This window comes from Methylobacterium sp. Leaf123 (genome assembly GCF_001423405.1).
In the GTDB taxonomy this organism is placed as follows: domain Bacteria; phylum Pseudomonadota; class Alphaproteobacteria; order Rhizobiales; family Beijerinckiaceae; genus Methylobacterium.
Window position 1 is genome coordinate 143,295 of the sequence record NZ_LMNS01000003.1, and the last position, 17,322, is coordinate 160,616.

15 protein-coding genes are annotated in these 17,322 nt (G+C 67.7%); 12 read left to right on the forward strand and 3 right to left on the reverse strand.

Annotation, left to right across the window (positions count from 1 at the left end):
- Positions 1-320 precede the first annotated feature (320 nt).
- The 6 genes from ASF53_RS04925 (at position 321) to ASF53_RS04950 (ending at position 7,158) form a co-directional block, all read left to right on the forward strand.
- Positions 321-1,433 carry an AI-2E family transporter gene (locus ASF53_RS04925; RefSeq protein WP_056194775.1) on the forward strand — a complete coding sequence of 371 codons (1,113 nt, stop codon included), beginning with the start codon at positions 321-323 and terminating at the stop codon, positions 1,431-1,433.
- A gap of 233 nt (positions 1,434-1,666) precedes the next feature.
- A complete protein-coding gene (locus ASF53_RS04930) occupies positions 1,667-2,425 on the forward strand; it encodes a P-loop NTPase family protein (RefSeq protein ID WP_056194780.1) in 759 nt (252 codons plus the stop codon).
- Positions 2,426-2,564: 139 nt separating this feature from the next.
- A complete protein-coding gene (locus ASF53_RS04935; RefSeq protein WP_056194788.1) occupies positions 2,565-4,931 on the forward strand; it encodes an RNA degradosome polyphosphate kinase in 2,367 nt (788 codons plus the stop codon).
- Positions 4,932-5,047: 116 nt separating this feature from the next.
- Positions 5,048-6,601, forward strand: coding sequence for an exopolyphosphatase (gene ppx, locus ASF53_RS04940; RefSeq protein ID WP_056194791.1), 1,554 nt, complete (start codon positions 5,048-5,050; stop codon positions 6,599-6,601).
- A gap of 39 nt (positions 6,602-6,640) precedes the next feature.
- The gene (locus ASF53_RS04945; RefSeq protein ID WP_056194795.1) at positions 6,641-6,868 is read left to right on the forward strand and encodes a hypothetical protein; all 228 of its coding nucleotides are present in this window, start codon (positions 6,641-6,643) and stop codon (positions 6,866-6,868) included.
- On the forward strand, positions 6,865-7,158 hold the full coding sequence (locus tag ASF53_RS04950; RefSeq protein ID WP_056194800.1) for a type II toxin-antitoxin system RelE/ParE family toxin: 294 nt from the start codon (positions 6,865-6,867) through the stop codon (positions 7,156-7,158). Before ASF53_RS04945 ends, ASF53_RS04950 begins: the two co-directional genes overlap by 4 nt.
- 51 nt (positions 7,159-7,209) lie before the next feature.
- On the opposite strand, the gene ASF53_RS04955 is transcribed toward ASF53_RS04950, so the two are convergent.
- Entirely contained in the window at positions 7,210-7,509 is a 300-nt protein-coding gene (locus ASF53_RS04955) for a hypothetical protein (RefSeq protein WP_056194804.1), read from the reverse strand.
- A gap of 464 nt (positions 7,510-7,973) precedes the next feature.
- Between ASF53_RS04955 and ASF53_RS04960 the strand changes: the two genes are divergently transcribed.
- Positions 7,974-8,270: a type II toxin-antitoxin system Phd/YefM family antitoxin gene (locus ASF53_RS04960; RefSeq protein ID WP_056194806.1), complete on the forward strand. Its 297-nt coding sequence runs from the start codon at positions 7,974-7,976 to the stop codon at positions 8,268-8,270.
- Positions 8,267-8,707 (forward strand): type II toxin-antitoxin system VapC family toxin, encoded by a 441-nt coding sequence (locus ASF53_RS04965; RefSeq protein WP_056194809.1) that lies wholly within the window; start codon positions 8,267-8,269, stop codon positions 8,705-8,707. Before ASF53_RS04960 ends, ASF53_RS04965 begins: the two co-directional genes overlap by 4 nt.
- Positions 8,708-8,746: 39 nt before the next feature.
- On the opposite strand, the gene ASF53_RS04970 is transcribed toward ASF53_RS04965, so the two are convergent.
- Positions 8,747-9,949, reverse strand: coding sequence for a pyridoxal phosphate-dependent aminotransferase (locus tag ASF53_RS04970; protein WP_012253580.1), 1,203 nt, complete (start codon positions 9,947-9,949; stop codon positions 8,747-8,749).
- A gap of 440 nt (positions 9,950-10,389) precedes the next feature.
- Here ASF53_RS04970 and ASF53_RS04975 point away from each other — a divergent pair, with 440 nt between their 5' ends.
- Positions 10,390-12,372, forward strand: coding sequence for an acyl CoA:acetate/3-ketoacid CoA transferase (locus tag ASF53_RS04975; protein ID WP_056194811.1), 1,983 nt, complete (start codon positions 10,390-10,392; stop codon positions 12,370-12,372).
- Between the two features lie 15 nt (positions 12,373-12,387).
- Here ASF53_RS04975 and ASF53_RS04980 read toward each other — a convergent pair whose 3' ends face one another.
- Positions 12,388-12,813 carry a hypothetical protein gene (locus ASF53_RS04980; RefSeq protein WP_056194815.1) on the reverse strand — a complete coding sequence of 142 codons (426 nt, stop codon included), beginning with the start codon at positions 12,811-12,813 and terminating at the stop codon, positions 12,388-12,390.
- A gap of 345 nt (positions 12,814-13,158) precedes the next feature.
- Between ASF53_RS04980 and ASF53_RS04985 the strand changes: the two genes are divergently transcribed.
- The 3 genes from ASF53_RS04985 to tsf all read left to right on the forward strand — a co-directional run bounded on the left by ASF53_RS04985 (position 13,159) and on the right by tsf (position 17,202).
- Entirely contained in the window at positions 13,159-14,829 is a 1,671-nt protein-coding gene (locus ASF53_RS04985; RefSeq protein WP_056194818.1) for a methyl-accepting chemotaxis protein, read from the forward strand.
- Between the two features lie 239 nt (positions 14,830-15,068).
- Positions 15,069-16,136 (forward strand): 30S ribosomal protein S2, encoded by a 1,068-nt coding sequence (locus tag ASF53_RS04990; protein WP_056194820.1) that lies wholly within the window; start codon positions 15,069-15,071, stop codon positions 16,134-16,136.
- A gap of 145 nt (positions 16,137-16,281) precedes the next feature.
- Positions 16,282-17,202 carry a translation elongation factor Ts gene (gene tsf, locus ASF53_RS04995; protein ID WP_056194825.1) on the forward strand — a complete coding sequence of 307 codons (921 nt, stop codon included), beginning with the start codon at positions 16,282-16,284 and terminating at the stop codon, positions 17,200-17,202.
- Positions 17,203-17,322: the final 120 nt, after the last annotated feature.

The window sequence follows — 17,322 nt, forward strand, 5'->3', positions numbered from 1 at the left end:
CGCTGCCACATTGCGGCGCGATTGGCCACTGTCACCGGCGCGGAGCGGCGTGTTCGGGCACAGCATCATGCCGTGCCGCGGGCGAAAAGTGCCGCGGAACAGTCTATCCCCTCCGGCGTGAGCGGAAGCAGGGCCAGAATCGCAAGGTCGATCCGGTCGGTGTCCGCAGGTTTCATGGCGCCTGTTGCCCTCGGGGCGAGGCGGTGATCGAGCGCCCTCCCGCCGCGCGCGGCAAGCCCCGCCATGCAAGGTCCGCCTTGACCGGGCGTGCCCCGCTTCCCACTGTCCGCGCCGGACGGATTGACGGGGACGGCATCTCGATGCGTGGGCGGGCAATCATCGGGCTCTCGATCCTCGCGATCGTGATCTTCCTGCTCTACGAGCTGCGCGAGGTGATGCTGCCCTTCGTGGCGGGGCTGGCGCTGGCCTACCTGCTCGATCCGCTGGCCGACCGGCTGGAGCGGCTCGGCCTCGGCCGGCTCGCCGCGACCCTGCTGATCCTGGCGGGCTTCGTCGTCGGGTTCGTGGTGCTGCTCATCATCGTGGTGCCGCTGGCCGCCGGGCAGATCGCCTCCCTCGTCAATTCCCTGCCGACCATGGTCGGGCGGCTGCAGAGCATCCTCGTGGAGCGGGCCGGGCCGCTGCTCGAGCGGATCGGCGGCACGGAGGTCGTCAACGAGCTGCAATCCTCCGTCGGCACGTTGGTCGGGCAGGGCGGGGCGTGGTTCCTGGCCTTTTTGAAGTCGCTCTGGACGGGGAGCCAAGCCCTCGTCTCCATCGCCTCGCTCCTCGTCGTCACGCCGGTCGTCGCCTTCTACGTGCTGCACGATTGGGACCGGATGATCGCCGCCCTCGACGGGTGGGTGCCCCCGCGCCACCGCCCGACGGCGCGGCGGCTCGCGGGCGAGATCGACGGGGCGGTGACCGGCTTCGTGCGCGGCCAGAGCCTCGTCTGCCTGATCCTCGGCTCGTTCTACGCGGTCGGCCTGTTCCTCGTCGGGCTGAATTTCGGCGTCCTGATCGGGATGATCTCGGGCTTCCTCACCTTCATCCCCTATGTCGGCACGCTGACCGGCTTCCTGCTCTCGGTCGGCGTCGCCCTGGTGCAATGGTGGCCCAGCGGCGACTGGCTGCATATCGGGCTCACCGTCGGGGTGTTCCTTGTCGGGCAGTTCCTTGAGGGCAACGTGATCTCGCCCAAGCTCGTGGGCGACTCGGTCGGGCTCCATCCGGTCTGGCTGATGTTCGCGCTGCTCGCCTTCGGCTCGCTGTTCGGCTTCCTCGGGCTCCTGCTCGCGGTGCCGGTCGCCGCCTCCATCGGCGTCGTCGTGCGCTTCGGCATCGAGCGTTACCTCGAGAGCAAGCTCTACCGGGGCGACGGGCCGTTGCTGATCGGGGAATCGGGGAACGCGACGCTGCCCGCCCGCGATTGATCGCGCGAGGCCACGAAAATCCGGCGCCGAGGATCCGTCCCGAGGGCCGGCAAGGGCCGTGCGGGCGTCGGCTGCGCGCAAAAGCGCTTTCCGACGAAGTGGACGCCGGTTCGGCGAAAGAAAGCGCGTTGAAGCAAAGACCGAGAGACGCCAACCTGATGCCATCAGGTCGGATACGGCTCGAGGCTTCCGGCTGTCGGCCGGTGTCGGGCAACTTGGTGTAAGGTGCGAGGATGCGCGACACAGCTCCCCCGAAGCAGCTCACCTTCGACCTGCCGCTCGACCCGCGCTTTGGCGCCGAGGACTTTCTGGTCAGCCCCTCCAACGAGGAGGCCTATGCCCTGATCGAGGCATGGCCCGATTGGCCGGACACCGTGTTCCTGCTCCGCGGCCCCCCCGGCAGCGGAAAGAGCCATCTCGCCTCGATCTGGGCGACGCGGGCGCAAGCCTGGACGGTCTCCGCCGCTGACGTCGCGATGGACCGCGTTTCGCATCTGATTTCCAACGGCGCCCTCGTGGTCGAGGACGTGGACCGCGAGGCGGGCCGCGACGAGGCGGCTCTGTTCCATCTGCTCAACCTTGCGCGCGAGCGCCGCTTTCCGGTGCTGCTCACCGCCTGCGGAGCGGTGGACGGCTTCGGGCTCAAGGTCGCCGACCTGCGCTCGCGGCTGCGGCTCGCCCCCGGTGCCGAGATCGGCCAGCCGGACGACGCGCTCCTGAAGGCGGTGATCGTCAAGCTGTTCGCCGACCGGCAGCTCGGCATCGACACTTCGGTGGTCGATGCCCTGGCCCTGCGCATCGACCGCTCGCTCGCCCGCGTCCGCGAGGTCGTGGCCGAACTCGACCGCGACGCGCTCGGCCGCCGCCGCCGCATCACCCGGCCGCTCGCCCTCGCCGTCCTCGACCGGATGGAGGCCGCCGACGGGGGGCAAGAGCTGGAAGAGCGGGAAGAGGGGGACGGCGAAGAGGAAGACGCCGCGGGAGGGGTGTGAGCGGCCCTCCATTGTCACGAAACCGTCAAACCGGTTCGGCCGCCCTATGTTAGGGAGCCGCGCAGCACTGCAAGGGGTGGAGTCGTTCCGGGTCGCATCGTGACCGGGACGCGCTTCGGAGCGGAAGGGAGCCAGGGCGTTGTCGGAAGTGGAGTCGGATGTCGTCGCCCGGGATACGGAGGCGACCGAGACCGAAGAGACCAGCCTTGCCACCGAGCGGGGTGTGCGCAGCGAATCCGCCCGCGCCCGGACGGCCCGCGCCGCCCGCATCCTCGCGGCGGAGAAGGCCGCCGAGAAGCCGTCCGAGGCCGATGCCAAGGCGGAGAGCGATGCGGCCGAGGCCGCCCGCGAGCCGGTGCTGGAGGCCGGGCGATCGCTCCGCCACTCGCCCGAGCGGTTCGTGAACCGTGAACTGTCCTGGCTTCAGTTCAACCGTCGGGTTCTGGAGGAATCCTCCAACCCCAACCATCCCCTGCTGGAGCAGCTCCGCTTCCTCTCGATCTCGGCCAACAATCTGGACGAGTTCTTCATGGTGCGTGTCGCCGGCCTGCACGATCAGGTTCGCGCCGGCCTCGTCGTGCCCTCGCAGGACGGCCTGACCCCCTCCGAGCAGCTTGCCCGCATCGGCACGGAAGTCTCGCGGCTGGCGCTGGACCAGCAGGATCGCTGGCGCGCCCTGCGCGCGGAGCTGAACGGCAACGGCATCCATCTCGCGGAGCCGGCGGAGCTGTCGGCGGAGCACCTTGCCTGGCTCGACGACTACTTCCTCACCTACATCTTCCCGGTGCTAACGCCGCTCGCCATCGATCCGGCCCACCCCTTCCCGTTCATCCCCAATCTCGGCTTCACCGTCGCGCTGATGATGGTGCGGCCCCGTGACGGGCGCACCCTGCGCGCCTTGATCCGTCTGCCGTCGCTGCTCGACCGATTCGTGCGCCTGCCCGACGTGGCCGGCGACGGCACCGCCCGCTTCATCGCCATCGAGCAGGTGATCGCGAAATACGCGAGCCGGCTCTTCCCCGGCTACTCGCTGAAGGGGCAGGGCGCCTTCCGCGTCGTGCGCGACTCCGATCTCGAAATCGAGGAGGAGGCGGAGGACCTCGTCCTCCACTTCGAATCGGCGATCAAGCGCCGCCGCCGCGGCGTCGTCATCCGCCTGGAGGTCGAGGCGGGCATGACGGAGGAGCTGCGCGCCTTCGTTGCCGACGAATTGGAGATCGCCCCCGATTCGGTCTTCGTGGTCGAAGGGATGCTCGCGCTCAACGAGCTGTCGCAGATCGTCGGGATCGACCGGCCGGACCTCAAGTTCAAGCCCTACAACCCGCGCTTCCCCGAGCGCATCCGCGAATCGGGCGGCGACGTCTTCGCCGCGATCCGCCAGAAGGACTTCATCGTCCACCACCCCTACGAATCGTTCGACTCGGTGGTGCAGTTCCTGTCCCAGGCCGCCCGCGACCCGAACGTCGTAGCGATCAAGCAGACGCTCTACCGCACCTCGTCGAACTCGCCGATCGTCGCCGCGCTCGCGGAGGCGGCGGAGGCCGGCAAGTCGGTCACCGCGCTCGTCGAGCTGAAGGCCCGGTTCGACGAGGAGGCCAATATCCGCTGGGCGCGCAACCTCGAAAAGGCAGGCGCGCAGGTGGTGTTCGGCTTCGTCGAGCTGAAGACCCACGCCAAGCTGTCGATGGTGGTGCGCCGCGAGGGCGACCGCCTCGTCACCTACTGCCATGTCGGCACCGGCAATTATCATCCAATCACCGCGCGCATCTACACCGACCTGTCCTTCTTCACCGCCGACCCGGCCATCGCCCGGGACGTCTCGCGCATCTTCAACTTCATCACCGGCTACGCCGAGCCGGCGGAGCTGGAGCGCATGGCGGTGTCGCCGCTCACTCTGAAGCCGCGCTTGCTTCAGCACATCGAGGAAGAGATCGCCCACGCCAAGGCCGGGCGTCCGGCGGCGATCTGGATCAAGTGCAACTCGCTGGTCGACAGCCAGATCATCGACGCGCTCTACGATGCCAGCCAGGAGGGCGTGCAGATCGATTGCATCGTGCGCGGCATCTGCTGCCTGCGCCCGGGCATTCCGGGCCTGTCCGATACGATCCGGGTCAAGTCGATCGTCGGGCGCTTCCTCGAGCACGAGCGCGTCTACGCCTTCGGCAACGGCGCCGGGCTGCCGCACCCGAAGGCCACCCTCTACATCTCCTCGGCCGACCTGATGCAGCGCAACCTCGACCGGCGGGTCGAATCCCTGCTGCCGATCACCAATCCGACTGTGCATCAGCAGGTGCTCGATCAGATCATGCTGGCAAACCTTCTCGACAACCGGCAGAGCTGGCGTGTACTGGCATCGGGTGCGAGTGAGCGGATCAGCCCTGCGGACGGGGAGGAACCGTTCAATGCGCACAAGTATTTCATGACGAATCCAAGCCTGTCCGGGCGCGGCAAGTCGTCGAAGAAGTCGAGCCCGCGGTCGCTCAGCCGTCGCGCCCAGCGGTCCTGACCACGGCCTGCATCGGGCCGGTTTCCGGCCCGATACTTATCGTAAGTGCTCGGCCTTACGGCCTGGCACCATCGTGAGCGCCCCGCGCCCGGGGTGCTTCCCTGAGAGGGGGCTGCATGGGTCCGACACGTCCTCACCTGACGCTCGCCCACTCCGCCGAACGGCCGGCCCCGGTTATGACTGGCATGACGTTCGAACCCGTCGCGATCATCGATATCGGCTCGAATTCGGTGCGACTCGTCGCCTATGACGGGCTCCAGCGGGCCTCGACGCCGCTCTACAATGAGAAGGTGCTGTGCGGCCTCGGCCGCAGCGTCTTCTCCACCGGGCGCCTCAACGAGGATTCCGTGCAGCGGGCGCTCACGGCGCTCCGCCGCTTCCGCGTCCTGTGCGACACGATGCGAGTCTCGCGCATCTTCGTGCTGGCGACCGCCGCCGCGCGGGACGCGGCCAACGGCCCGGCCTTCCTGGACGCCGCCCGCGAGGCGCTGGGCCAGGAAATCCAGCTTCTCTCCGGCCGGCGCGAAGCGGAGCTGTCGGCGCTCGGCGTCGTCTCCGGTTTCTACGCGCCCGACGGCGTGGTCGGCGACCTCGGCGGCGGCTCCCTCGAACTCGTCGATGTCAACGGCACCACGGTCGGCCAGGGCGTGACCATGCCGCTCGGCGGGCTGGCGCTTCAGGACCTCTCCGAGGGCTCGCTCAAGAAGGCGCGCAAGATCGCCCGCGAGCATCTGAAGAAGGCCGAGCCGCAGCTCGACACCCTGCGCGGGCGCACCTTCTACGCGGTCGGCGGCACGTGGCGGGCCCTGGCCCGGCTGCATCAGGCCGCCCGCGATTATCCGCTCCACGTCATGCACGGCTACGCCGTGGAGCCGTCCGACGAACTGAGCTTCCTCGAAATGGTCGAGGCGAGCGACGCCGCGACCCTGCAGGAGGTCGAGACCATCTCCGAGGCGCGCCGGCCGCTGCTGGCCTTCGGCGCGGTGGTGCTCGAAGAGATCATCCGGGCAGGCCGTCCGCGCGAGATCGCGATTTCGGCCTTCGGCGTGCGCGAGGGCCTGCTGTTCGAGCAACTCGACCGCGAGACGCGTCTGACCGATCCGCTAATCGTCTCGGCGCAGGAGCTGAACGTTCAGCGCGCCCGCTCGCCCGGCCACGGCGACGAGCTGCGCGACTGGACCGATCAGTTCATCACCAGCCTGGACGGCCCCGAGACCGCGGGCGAGCGCCGCCTGCGCCATGCCGCCTGCCTGCTCTCGGATATCGGCTGGCGGGCGCATCCCGATTACCGCGGCGAGCAGAGTCTCAACGTCATCGCCAACGCCGCCTTCGCCGGCATCGACCATCCCGGCCGTGCCTACCTCGCCCTGTCGGGCTATTTCCGCCACGAGGGCGTGGCGCCGGAAAAGGCGAGCCCGACCCTGCGGGCGCTCGCCGGCCCGCGCCTGTTCGACCGCGCCCGCCTCGTCGGGGCGCTCATGCGCGTCGCCTTCCCGGTCTCGGCCGGGATGGCGGGCCCGCTCAAGCGGATGCCGCTCTTGGTGGAAGACGGCAAGGTGGTGCTGCGCCTGCCCGCCGAATGGGCCGAACTCAACGGCGAACGCCTGCTCAGCCGCGTCCGCGGCCTGGGCCGTGTCGTCGGGCTCGACGGGCGGATCGAGGTCGCCTGACCGCGTGCCTCACGGCCGAAACTGTTGCATGATGCTCGTATGAGCGAACTGTTCGAACAAGCCATCGAGCGCGTCCGCGCGCTTCCCCAGCGAACGCAGGATGATGTCGCCCGCTTGCTGCTGCGCCTCGCCGGCGATGAGGGGCCCGTCTATCCATTGACGCCGGAGGAGGATGCCGACCTCGCTATGGCCGACGAAGAGATCGCGCTCGGCAAACTTGCCTCGGACGAGCAGATGCGGACGCTGCGGGCGAAGCTCGGCCTGTGAAGGTCCGGTTCACGCTTGCCGCCTTGCGTCAGATCGAGCGCATTTTGGGGGAAGCGGAGGTTCACTCGCCGCACGGTGCCGCCGGTATGCGGACACGGTTCTCGGCGGTCATCGGCCTGCTGGAAGATTATCCGTTGGCCGGGCAAGCCACGAGTCGTAAGGGTGCGCGTCGCATCGTGCTGACACCCTATCCCTACATTCTGTTTTATCGTGTCGTTGCCGACGAAATCATCGTGACGCGCATACGACATGGCGCCGGCCGCCCCCTCCTCGGTGAAGGATTGCCATAGGGTTTGTCACGAGGCTGGTACGCTCGCCTCCGTTGCTGCGTGACGAACCGTTCAGCCCGACAGCCGCGTGTGGGCGACCGCGATCTCACGCTCGGCGTCGGCCATCAGATAGGCGATGCGCGGCCCGTCGAGATTGGCGTCGGTGAGGCGCTGGCGTAGGTCGGCCTCGTACTGCTTCTCCTCGACACGCCGCGGCGGCGGCAGAAGGCGCAACAGCATCGGGCTGGCAATCTCGCTGCGGACGAGGCCGCGATGGTTGGCCAGCCGCCGCAGGCTGCTGGCGAGGTCGTCGAGCTTCGATTCCGGCAGATACTGGCGAGCGGATGTGCGAGCTCTGGCGACCTGAGACATGGTGCGACCTTTCGGCGACAATCTGCGATAAATCGCCCGCGATCGGTTCGCTTTCCCTTGAGAAAGACCGTTAACGCTTCGCTCGCCGGTCTCCCAGCCCCGGGCCGGACGAATGCCGGCCTGGGGCGGGGGGAATTCGGGTAGGTGGGCCTTGCGCCGAGATCGCGGTTCCTGTTCCCCGCGCTCCCGACGCACCTGCAGCCGCTCGGCCCACTGAGCGTCACAGGAACGGCGCAGAGAACTGGTCCGCACCGCCCCGTCACTGCCGGCCCCGCCACCACGCAAGCCTGAGAGGGCTCGCGAAACCATCAGGCGCATCGGCCGCGGGGAGGGCCGATGTAGAGGCCCGCGCCGCCAACGGCAACCGCGCCGTGATGCCGCGACGCTTTCGCTTCACGGCAAGGGGCCTGCGTCGAGTGGATCAGCGCGTTGAAACGCTGGAGGGACCTGCTACCCTCGACCGTATGAAGGGACGGTCCAATCCAACCGGTCCGGGGACTGCCTCGGGTCGCACGTGGCGGCTGGTGGATGCCAGGGCCCGCTTCGGCGAGCTCGTCCGGCGCGTGCGAAGCGAGGGACCGCAATACGTGACGGTTCGAGGAGACGAGGAGGTCGTCGTCATCCCCGCGGAAGAGTTCCGGCGCCTGAAGGGCGAGGCGACGGGGGCGGCTCTGGTCGCTGCCTTTCAGGCCTCGCCGTACCAAGACATCGAGATCGAGCCTGAGCGCTATCCGATGCCCGTGCGCGACCCGGCGTTGTGACGGGTTGGCTCCTCGATACGAACGTTCTCTCTGAACTGCGCCGGCCGCGGCCGGAGCCCAAGGTCCTCGCCTTCGTCAGCGCTCAGCCGCTCGCCAGCCTGTATGTCAGCACCGTAAGCTTGGCGGAAATCCGGTTCGGCATCGAGCGTCTTGGCGACGAAGCGAAGCGAGCGGCCCTTCGCGATTGGCTCGACACAGGCATCCGCCCGATGTTCGAGGGGCGCGTTCTGCCCGTCACCGAAGATGTCATGCTGCGATGGCGGATCCTCGTCGAGGAGGGGCGACGGGTTCGCCATACCTTCTCGCAGCCCGATCTCATCATCGCTGCGACAGCGCTTCAGAACGGGTGCACGGTCGTGACCCGCAATCTCGACGATTATCGGAAGACCGGGGTCGCTCTGGTCGATCCCTGGGCCGGGGACATGGTCCCCGGCTGAGATGTGATGGGCTGCTGTCTAAGGCAGCCGAAGTGCCGCTTACCGCAGCGAGCCGCAGAAGCGCTGGATGCGGCGGCAGGCCTCTTCCAGGGTCTTGTTGGAGGTGGCGTAGGAGATGCGCAGGTTCGGGCCCAGGCCGAAGGCCGAGCCGTGGACCGCGGCGACGCCCTCCGCCTGGAGCAGCTCGGTGACGAAGTCCTGGTCCGAGCCGATGGTCTTGCCGGTCTCGGTCGTCTTGCCGATCAGCTCGGCGCAGGATGGGTAGACGTAGAACGCCCCCTCCGGCACCGGGCATTTCAGGCCGTTGGTCTGGTTGAGCATCGAGACCACGAGGTCGCGCCGCTCCTGGAACGCCGCCTTGAAGCGCGCGAGGTGCTCCTGCGTGCCGTCGAGCGCGGCCACCGCCGCCCATTGCGAGATCGAGGAGGCGCCCGAGGTCTGCTGGCCCTGGACGAAGTCCATCGCCTTGATGAGCTGCTCGGGGCCCGCGGCGTAGCCGATGCGCCAGCCGGTCATGGCATAGGCCTTCGAGACGCCGTTCATGGTCAGCGTGCGCTCGTAGAGGCCGGGCTCGACCTGGGCCGGGGTGACGAACTCGAAGTCGCCGTAGGTCAGGTGCTCGTACATGTCGTCGGTGAGCACCCAGACCTGCGGATGCCGCATCAGCACGTCGGTGATCTTCTTCATCTCGTCGCGGGTATAGGCGGCGCCCGAGGGGTTCGACGGCGAGTTGAGGATGATCCACTTGGTCTTCGGGGTGATGACGCGCTCCAGCTCCTCCGGCTGGAGCTTGAAATCATGCGCCATGTCGGTCTCGGCAAAGACCGGCGTGCCGCCGCACAGGATCACCATCTCCGGATAGGAGACCCAGTAGGGGCGGGGGATCACCACCTCGTCGCCGGGGTTCAGGGTCGCGAGCAGCGCGTTGTAGATGACGTGCTTGCCGCCGGTGCCGACGATGGTCTGCGAGACCTTGTAGTCGAGCCCGTTCTCGCGCTTGAACTTCTTGACGATGGCCTCACGCAGCGGATTGATGCCGGAGACGGGCGGGTACTTGGTCTCGCCGCGGCGGATCGCGTCGATCGCCGCCTCCTTGATGTGGTCGGGCGTGTCGAAATCCGGCTCGCCGACCGAGAGGCTGATGACATCGACGCCCGAGGCTTTCAGCTCGCGCGCCTTCTGGGTCATCGCGATGGTCGCGGACGGCTTCACCCGCGAGAGGGCGTCGGCGAGAAAGCCCATGGGAGATCTCCGAAAGGTCTTCGAGTGTGCGGCGGCCCGAAGGATGTTCCGGGCATCGCGGCTCTCGTAATCACGCGCCGCCGCACGAGCAAGCGCGGCCGGCGGGACGCTGCTCCCCAGCCGTGCGGTCGCAGACGGCATCGCCGCCGCCGTGGCCCGTCAGCGGAGCATCTGCAATTTTTCTCAATCTGGAACGAAGTGTTTTTCAGGCGTACGCTGCGAAGGTTTTCGGGTATTGTCACAGACAAGACGTGCAGTTTCTTGCAGTGCGACAGCATATCGATGCACCGCAACGAGAATTGTATGCAGAATTCAGCCGCCCCTGTGAGGCCGGGACTTGTCCGGTGTCACAGGGGCGGCCGACAATATTCCGGGCGGAAGCGGCAAGAGGCGGGCGGTACCGTCCGGCCAGGCCAGGAACGTGGAGGACGGCGGGCCCTATGAAGAAGAACAAGGTCATCACGGCCGAGGAAGCGATCGCACTGATTCGCGAGAACGACGTCCTCACCACGACCGGCTTCGTCCAGAGCTGCATTCCGGAGGCGCTGCACGCGGCGTTGGAGAAGCGCTTCGTCGAAACCGGTTCGCCGCGTGGCCTCACCCTGATCATGACCGCGGGCGCGGGTGACAGCAAAGGGCTGGGCACCGGTCGCCTGCATCACGACGGGCTTCTCTCCCGCGTCATCGCCGCCAATTTCGGGCGTATGCCGAAGGTCGCGCAGGCCGCGCAGGCCAACCTGATCCGTGGCTACAACCTGCCCCAGGGCGTGATCTCCCAGCTCTACCGCGCCTGTGCCGCCGGCCAGCCGGGCCTGTTCTCGAAGGTCGGGCTGAAGACCTATGTCGATCCGCGCCACGGCGGGGCCAAGGTCAACGACCTGACCACCGAGGACATCGTCAAGCTCGTCGAGGTCGATGGCGAGGAGTGGCTGTTCTACACCGCCACCAAGATCGACGTGGCCTTCATCCGCGCCACCTCCGCCGACCCGTCGGGCAACCTCTCCTTCGAAAAGGAAGCGTTGACCCTCGATTGCCTCGCCCAGGCCATGGCCGCGCGCAACAATGGCGGCATCGTCATCGCCCAGGTCGAGCGCATCGTCGATGACGGCTACCTGCTGCCCAAGGATGTGCGCGTCCCCGGCATCCTCGTGGATTGCGTCGTCGTGGCCGAGCCCGAGATGCACCGCATGAATTACGGCGTGATGTACGACGCCGCGCTCGCGGGCGAGATCCGGGTGCCCGTCACCGGCATCAAGCGGATGCCGCTCAACGAGCGCAAGATCATCGCGCGCCGCGCCGCCTTCGAGCTGCCGCCCAACGGCGTGGTCAATCTCGGCGTCGGTGCGCCCGAGGGCATCTCCTCCGTCGCCAACGAGGAGAAGATCACCCCCTACATCACCCTGACGACGGAAGCGGGCGCCGTCGGCGGTGTGCTGGCCTCCGGATCGAGCTTCGGCGCGGCGACGAATGCCGATTGCATCATCGACCAGAACCAGATGTTCGACTTCTACGACGGCGGCGGCCTCGACATGACCTGCCTCGGCATGGCCGAGTGCGACGGCGCCGGCAACGTCAACACCTCGAAGTTCGGGGGCAAGCTCAACGGCTGCGGCGGCTTCATCAACATCTCGCAGAACGCCCGCTCGGTCGTCTTCGCCGGCACCTTCACCGCGGGCGGCCTGGAGATCGCGGTGCAGGACGGTCAGGTGAAGATCGTCACCGAGGGCCGCGCCCGCAAATTCGTGACGGAGGTGCAGCAGAACACCTTCTCCGGCCCCTACGCGGTCGAGCGCTCGCAGCCGGTGATCTACGTCACCGAGCGCTGCGTCTTCCAACTGACGAAGGAAGGGCTCGAACTGATCGAGGTGGCGCCGGGCATCGATATCGAGCGCGACATCCTCGCCCACATGGATTTCTCTCCCATCGTACGCAATCCGGTGCCGATGGACGCGCGCATCTTCCGCGAGGAGCCGATGGAGCTGATCTCGGATCTGCTCAACCTCGACCTGAAGTCGCGTGTCAGCCTGGATGCCGAGCGCAACATCCTCTTCATCAACTTGGAAGGCTGGTACTGCCGGGTGAAGAGCGACATGGACGAATTGCGCATGACCATCGTCGAGGCCTGCCGCAAGGCCGGCCAGCGGGTCAACGCCGTCATCAATCACGACGGCTTCCGGCTCAACGAGAACCTCTACGACGACTATGCCGGGATGATCCAATATCTCCAGGCGAACTACTACGCGACGACGACCCGCTACGCGACCAGCGCCTTCCTGCGCCTGAAGATGGAGGAGGCGCTGACCAAGCGCGGCGTCGCCCCCCACGTCTTCGAGCGCAAGGAAGAGGCTCAGGCCTTCCTCGGCACGACCGAGGACAAGAAGGCCCGCAAGATGATCTCCCCGGCGGTGGCCTCGGCGGCGTAGCGGGAGCCGGTCGGGCTAGCGCCGTTCGGGCGGGACGGAACCCGGTTCCGTTTCCGCCTGAAGCGCCCGTGCCCGCCACGCGGTGAGCAGCGCCGCTAGATCATCGGGATCGAGCCCGAACGTGTCCGGAAAGGCCGCGTTGCGGCCGGTGAGTGTGCGGTTCAGGTTGGCGAGCCGCGTGTTGCGGACCGTTGCATCGTCGAACACCGTCAGGCGTGTCGATGAACCTGCGACGGTGGCCGTCGTGAAACCGTCGGCGTCGGCCCATGACAGACGTTTGACCCACCACGTGTCCCGAAGCGCAAAGCCACTGTCATCGAGCCGGAGCGAGATTCCCCGGATGGCGGCAAAAAGCATCAGGGGGGTGCCGCAGAGAGACCCGATGAGGCCCGGCCATACCAGGATCTGCATCACCAGCGGGGGCTGCTCGGCCAGCATCATCTGAAGCCCGACACCGCCGAAGGCGGCCGTGCCGGCCGATCCGAGGGGCGGCCCCCGATGACCGCCCAGGCTTCACGCCGCAGGTAGGTGAAGGGAGGGAGGCCATCGCCCGTCTCCGTGGAGCGAAGGCCGAGGCTTCCACGGCGCGACCCGCGTGTATTCTGATGAAAAACGCGCCAGTTCACCAAAAACCGAGCGAAAAGATGAGATTCTAAAGGTGCCGGCCCGATGCGATGGGGATGAAAGAGCCTCTCGGTAGTCAACCTCGACGCGGTGATAACATTTCTTAAGCGGGTTGCGGAAAGCATTCGGCGTCTTCGAATTCGACGCAGGTATCTCGTGACAATGACACTCAAGCGCACTCTCATGGGGCTGTTCGCGCTCATGCTGCTGTTCGCCGTCGGGCAGGGCGTTCTCGCCTTGATCAAGCTCGACACGATCGGTGAGCGGACGACGGAGCTCCTTGACACCACGATCCCGTCGATCAACGAGGCCCACAGCATCAACGCCTTCATAATTCGGACGCGGCTGTGGCAGTTCCGCTATGTGACGGCCGAGAACGAGACCGTGCGGGCCGAAAGCGGTGAGAAGGTTAAGGCTTTCATACGGGACCGTGATGCCAAGGTCGAAGCGTATCGTCGGCTGGTCTCCTCGCCCGAGGAGCAGCGGATCTACAACGATCTCCTGGCCAAGCTGGAACAATTGAAGCCCGATTGGGACCGGCTTCGCGACTTCCGGCCCGACCAGCAGGATGAGGCGCTCAACTACTTCCGCGGCCCCATGAACACGCGCTACCTCGCCACCTCCGAGGCGGCGCGGGCCCTCGTCGATGTCAACCTGGCTGCCAGCAAGGTCGCCGACACCGCGATCCGCGCCGAGCAGGCCACGGCGGTGAAGGTCACGCTGGTGGCGCTCTGCGTCACGACGCTGACGGCCTTCGGCGCGATGATCTTCTCCTTCGTCGGCGTGTCGCGCCCGATCGAGCGGATGACGGCGGCAATGCGCCGTCTGGCCGGCGGTGACACCGATGCGCCGATCCCCTTCGCGCAGCGGCGCGACGAGATCGGGGAGATGTCCGCCACCGTCCACGTCTTCCGCGACAACCTGCTGCGGGCCCGCGCGCTCGAGAAGGAAACCGAACTCGCCCGCGCCTCGGCGGAAGAGCAGCGCAAGGCCGGCATGCGCGAGATGGCCGACGGCTTCGAGCAGGCGGTCGGCGGCATCCTAGGCACGGTGACCGCGGCGGCGACCGAGCTTCAGGTCACGGCTCAGAGCATGACTGCGATCGCGACGGAGACCGCGGCACAATCCACCGCCGTGGCCGCTGCGGCCGAGCAGGCGGCCGGCAATGTCGGCATGGTGGCCGCCGCGAGCGAGGAACTCGGCGCGTCGGTGCAGGAGATCGGGCGGCAGGTCGCCGGCTCGGCCGAACTCGCTGGGGTCGCCGCCGGCGAGGCCGGGCAGACCGTCGCCCTGGTCCGCGATCTCTCGGAGGCCGCGGCGCGGATCGGCGATGTGGTGGCGCTGATCTCGACCATCGCCGGCCAGACCAACCTGCTGGCCCTCAACGCAACGATCGAGGCGGCGCGGGCCGGGGAGGCCGGTCGCGGCTTTGCCGTCGTCGCCGCCGAGGTCAAGGAGCTCGCCAACCAGACGGCGCGGGCGACCGAGGAGATCTCGACCCAGATCGCCCGCATTCAGGGGGCGACCGGCGAGGCCGTCTCGGCGATCGACGGCATCAGCACCCGCATCCGCGAGATCAGCGGCGTCGCCACCGGCATCGCGGCGGCGGTGGAAGAGCAGGGCGCAGCCACCCAGGAGATCGTGCGCAATGTCGGCCAGGCCTCGACCGGCACGTCCGAGGTGACGAACAACATCGCGGGCGTCGCTAACGCCGCCGAGGAGACCGGGGCGGCCGCGTCCCAGGTGCTGCACTCGGCATCGGACCTCTCCCGGCAGGCCGAGCGCCTGAACACGGAGATGACCCGCTTCCTCACCACCGTGCGGGCGGCCTGAAGCATCGCCCTCCAACCGCCTCGTCAGACCGACGGGGCGGGACAAAGAGTTCGACATGGCGGCGGGGCCGGGACGCAGATGCCGTCCCGGCCCCGCCTTGCGTCGCACGCTTCCATCTGCTAACGCCCCGCCCATCCCACACGCGGAGCCGGCCCCATGCCTGAATGGGGCGTTTCCGGTGGCCGGCCGATTGGCCAGCTACTCCTCCGCGGCGGTATCAACCGGAGAGACCAAAGATCATGGCCGTCGATTTCTCTATGCGCCAGCTCCTCGAGGCCGGCGCCCATTTCGGGCACCAGTCGCACCGCTGGAACCCGAAGATGCAGCCCTACATCTTCGGCACCCGCAACAACATCCACATCATCGACCTCGCCCAGACGGTGCCGGCGCTGCACGCCGCCCTCCAGGCGGTGAGCGACACGGTTGCCCGCGGCGGTCGCGTGCTGTTCGTCGGCACCAAGCGCCAGGCGGCGGATTCCATCGCCGAAGCCGCCAAGCGCTCGGCCCAGTACTACGTCAACTCCCGCTGGCTCGGCGGCATGCTGACCAACTGGAAGACCATCTCCGGCTCGATCCAGCGCCTGCGCAAGGTCGATGAGACGCTCGAAGGCGGGGCCGTCGGCCTCACCAAGAAGGAGCGCCTCATGCTGACGCGTGAGAAGGACAAGCTCGAGAAGGCGCTCGGCGGCATCAAGGATATGGGCGGCGTGCCCGACCTGCTGTTCGTGATCGACACCAACAAGGAGCAGCTCGCGATCAAGGAGGCCCAGCGCCTCGGCATCCCGGTTGCCGCCATCGTCGACACGAACTGCAACCCGGACGGCATCTCCTACATCGTCCCCGCCAATGACGACGCCGGCCGCGCCATCGCGCTGTACTGCGATCTCATCGCCCGTGCGGCGATCGAGGGCATCGGCCGCGGCCAGGGCGCGCTCGGCCTCGACATGGGCGCCTCCGAGGAGCCGACCGCCGAGGAACTGCCGCCGGCCAACGACGACGTCGCGGTGTCCGTGGCTTCCGACGCGATCGCCCCGGCCGACGTTGCCGCGCTTGCCGAGTCGACCGAGCATTTCGAGCAGCTCGCCGCCCCGCGCGGCGCGCCCGACGACCTGACCAAGCTCAACGGCGTCGGCCCGCAGCTCGTGCAGAAGCTCAACGATGCCGGCGTGTGGCACTACTGGCAGATCGCCGCGATGCAGCCCGAGGACGTGGCCAAGCTCGACGCCGACCTGAAGCTCAACGGCCGCTTCGCCCGCGACGGCTGGGTCGAGCAGTCCCGCGCCTTCGTCGAGGCCTCCGCGGCGTAAGTCCCGCGTTCACCGCCGGGCTTTTTCGCCCGGCGGCCCGACCGTCATCTTCCTGCAAAGCCCGGTGCTTTCAAAGAGCGCCGGGCTCATTCACTTGAAGACCCGCTCTTCAAGCCCCGTTCTTCAAGACCTCGAGAGGATCGCCATGGCCAACATCACCGCCGCACTCGTGAAAGAGCTTCGCGAAAAGACCGGCGCCGGCATGATGGATTGCAAGGGCGCGCTCAACGAGACCAACGGCGACCTCGAAGCGGCGGTCGATTGGCTGCGCAAGAAGGGTCTCGCCAAGGCCGCCAAGAAGGCTGGCCGCGTCGCCGCCGAGGGCCTCGTCGCCGTCGAGTCCGCCGGCCGCCACGCCGCGGTGGTCGAGGTGAATTCCGAGACCGACTTCGTCGCCCGCAACGACGGCTTCCAGGCCTTCGCCCGCGAGGCCGCCAAGCTCGCGCTCAACACCGACGGCACCCTCGAAGGGCTCCAGGCCGCGACCTTCCCCGGCTCGTCCGAGACGGTGCAGGAGAAGCTCTCGAACCTCATCGCCACCATCGGCGAGAACATGACCCTGCGCCGCGTCTCCAAGCTCGAAGTGAGCAAGGGCGTGATCGCCTCCTACGTCCACGGCCAGATCAACGAAGGCCTCGGCAAGATCGGCGTGCTCGTGGCGCTCGAGTCCGAGGGGGACGTCGAGTTCCTCTCCACGCTCGGCCGCCAGATCGCCATGCACATCGCCGCCACCAACCCGACGGCGCTCGATGCCTCGGGCGTCGATCCGGCCGTGGTCGAGCGCGAGAGCAACATCCTGCGCGAGAAGAACGCCGGCAAGCCGGACCACGTGATGGCCAAGATCGTCGAGAGCGGCCTGAAGAGCTACTACAAGGAGGTCACCCTCCTGGAGCAGCCCTTCGTCCATGACGGCTCCAAGACCGTCTCGCAGATCCTCAAGGAAGCCGCGGGCAAGGCCGGCGGCGAGGTCGCGATCAAGGGCTTCGTCCGCTACGCGCTGGGCGAGGGCATCGAGAAGGACGACGGCCCGGATTTCGCTTCCGAAGTCGCGAGCATGTCGCGCTAAAGGCTGGGCAAGGGGGCATCGGGAGCCGGGTTCGGCCTCCGGTCGTCACCGATCCTCACAGGTCGTCATACGGGGGCGGCGGCAGCGATGCCGTCGCCCCTCGACGTTCGGCCCCCCGTC

Bases quoted from the DNA above. Each gene is read 5' to 3' on its own strand.
- ASF53_RS04930 (WP_056194780.1), top strand. From the start codon at position 1,667: ATGCGCGACACAGCTCCCCCGAAGCAGCTCACCTTCGACCTGCCGCTC.
- ASF53_RS04990 (WP_056194820.1), top strand. From the start codon at position 15,069: ATGGCCGTCGATTTCTCTATGCGCCAGCTCCTCGAGGCCGGCGCCCAT.
- ASF53_RS04960 (WP_056194806.1), top strand. From the start codon at position 7,974: ATGAAGGGACGGTCCAATCCAACCGGTCCGGGGACTGCCTCGGGTCGC.
- ppx (WP_056194791.1), top strand. From the start codon at position 5,048: ATGGGTCCGACACGTCCTCACCTGACGCTCGCCCACTCCGCCGAACGG.
- ASF53_RS04980 (WP_056194815.1), bottom strand. From the start codon at position 12,813: ATGATGCTGGCCGAGCAGCCCCCGCTGGTGATGCAGATCCTGGTATGG.
- ASF53_RS04925 (WP_056194775.1), top strand. From the start codon at position 321: ATGCGTGGGCGGGCAATCATCGGGCTCTCGATCCTCGCGATCGTGATC.
- ASF53_RS04955 (WP_056194804.1), bottom strand. From the start codon at position 7,509: ATGTCTCAGGTCGCCAGAGCTCGCACATCCGCTCGCCAGTATCTGCCG.
- ASF53_RS04985 (WP_056194818.1), top strand. From the start codon at position 13,159: ATGACACTCAAGCGCACTCTCATGGGGCTGTTCGCGCTCATGCTGCTG.
- ASF53_RS04970 (WP_012253580.1), bottom strand. From the start codon at position 9,949: ATGGGCTTTCTCGCCGACGCCCTCTCGCGGGTGAAGCCGTCCGCGACC.
- tsf (WP_056194825.1), top strand. From the start codon at position 16,282: ATGGCCAACATCACCGCCGCACTCGTGAAAGAGCTTCGCGAAAAGACC.
- ASF53_RS04975 (WP_056194811.1), top strand. From the start codon at position 10,390: ATGAAGAAGAACAAGGTCATCACGGCCGAGGAAGCGATCGCACTGATT.
- ASF53_RS04945 (WP_056194795.1), top strand. From the start codon at position 6,641: ATGAGCGAACTGTTCGAACAAGCCATCGAGCGCGTCCGCGCGCTTCCC.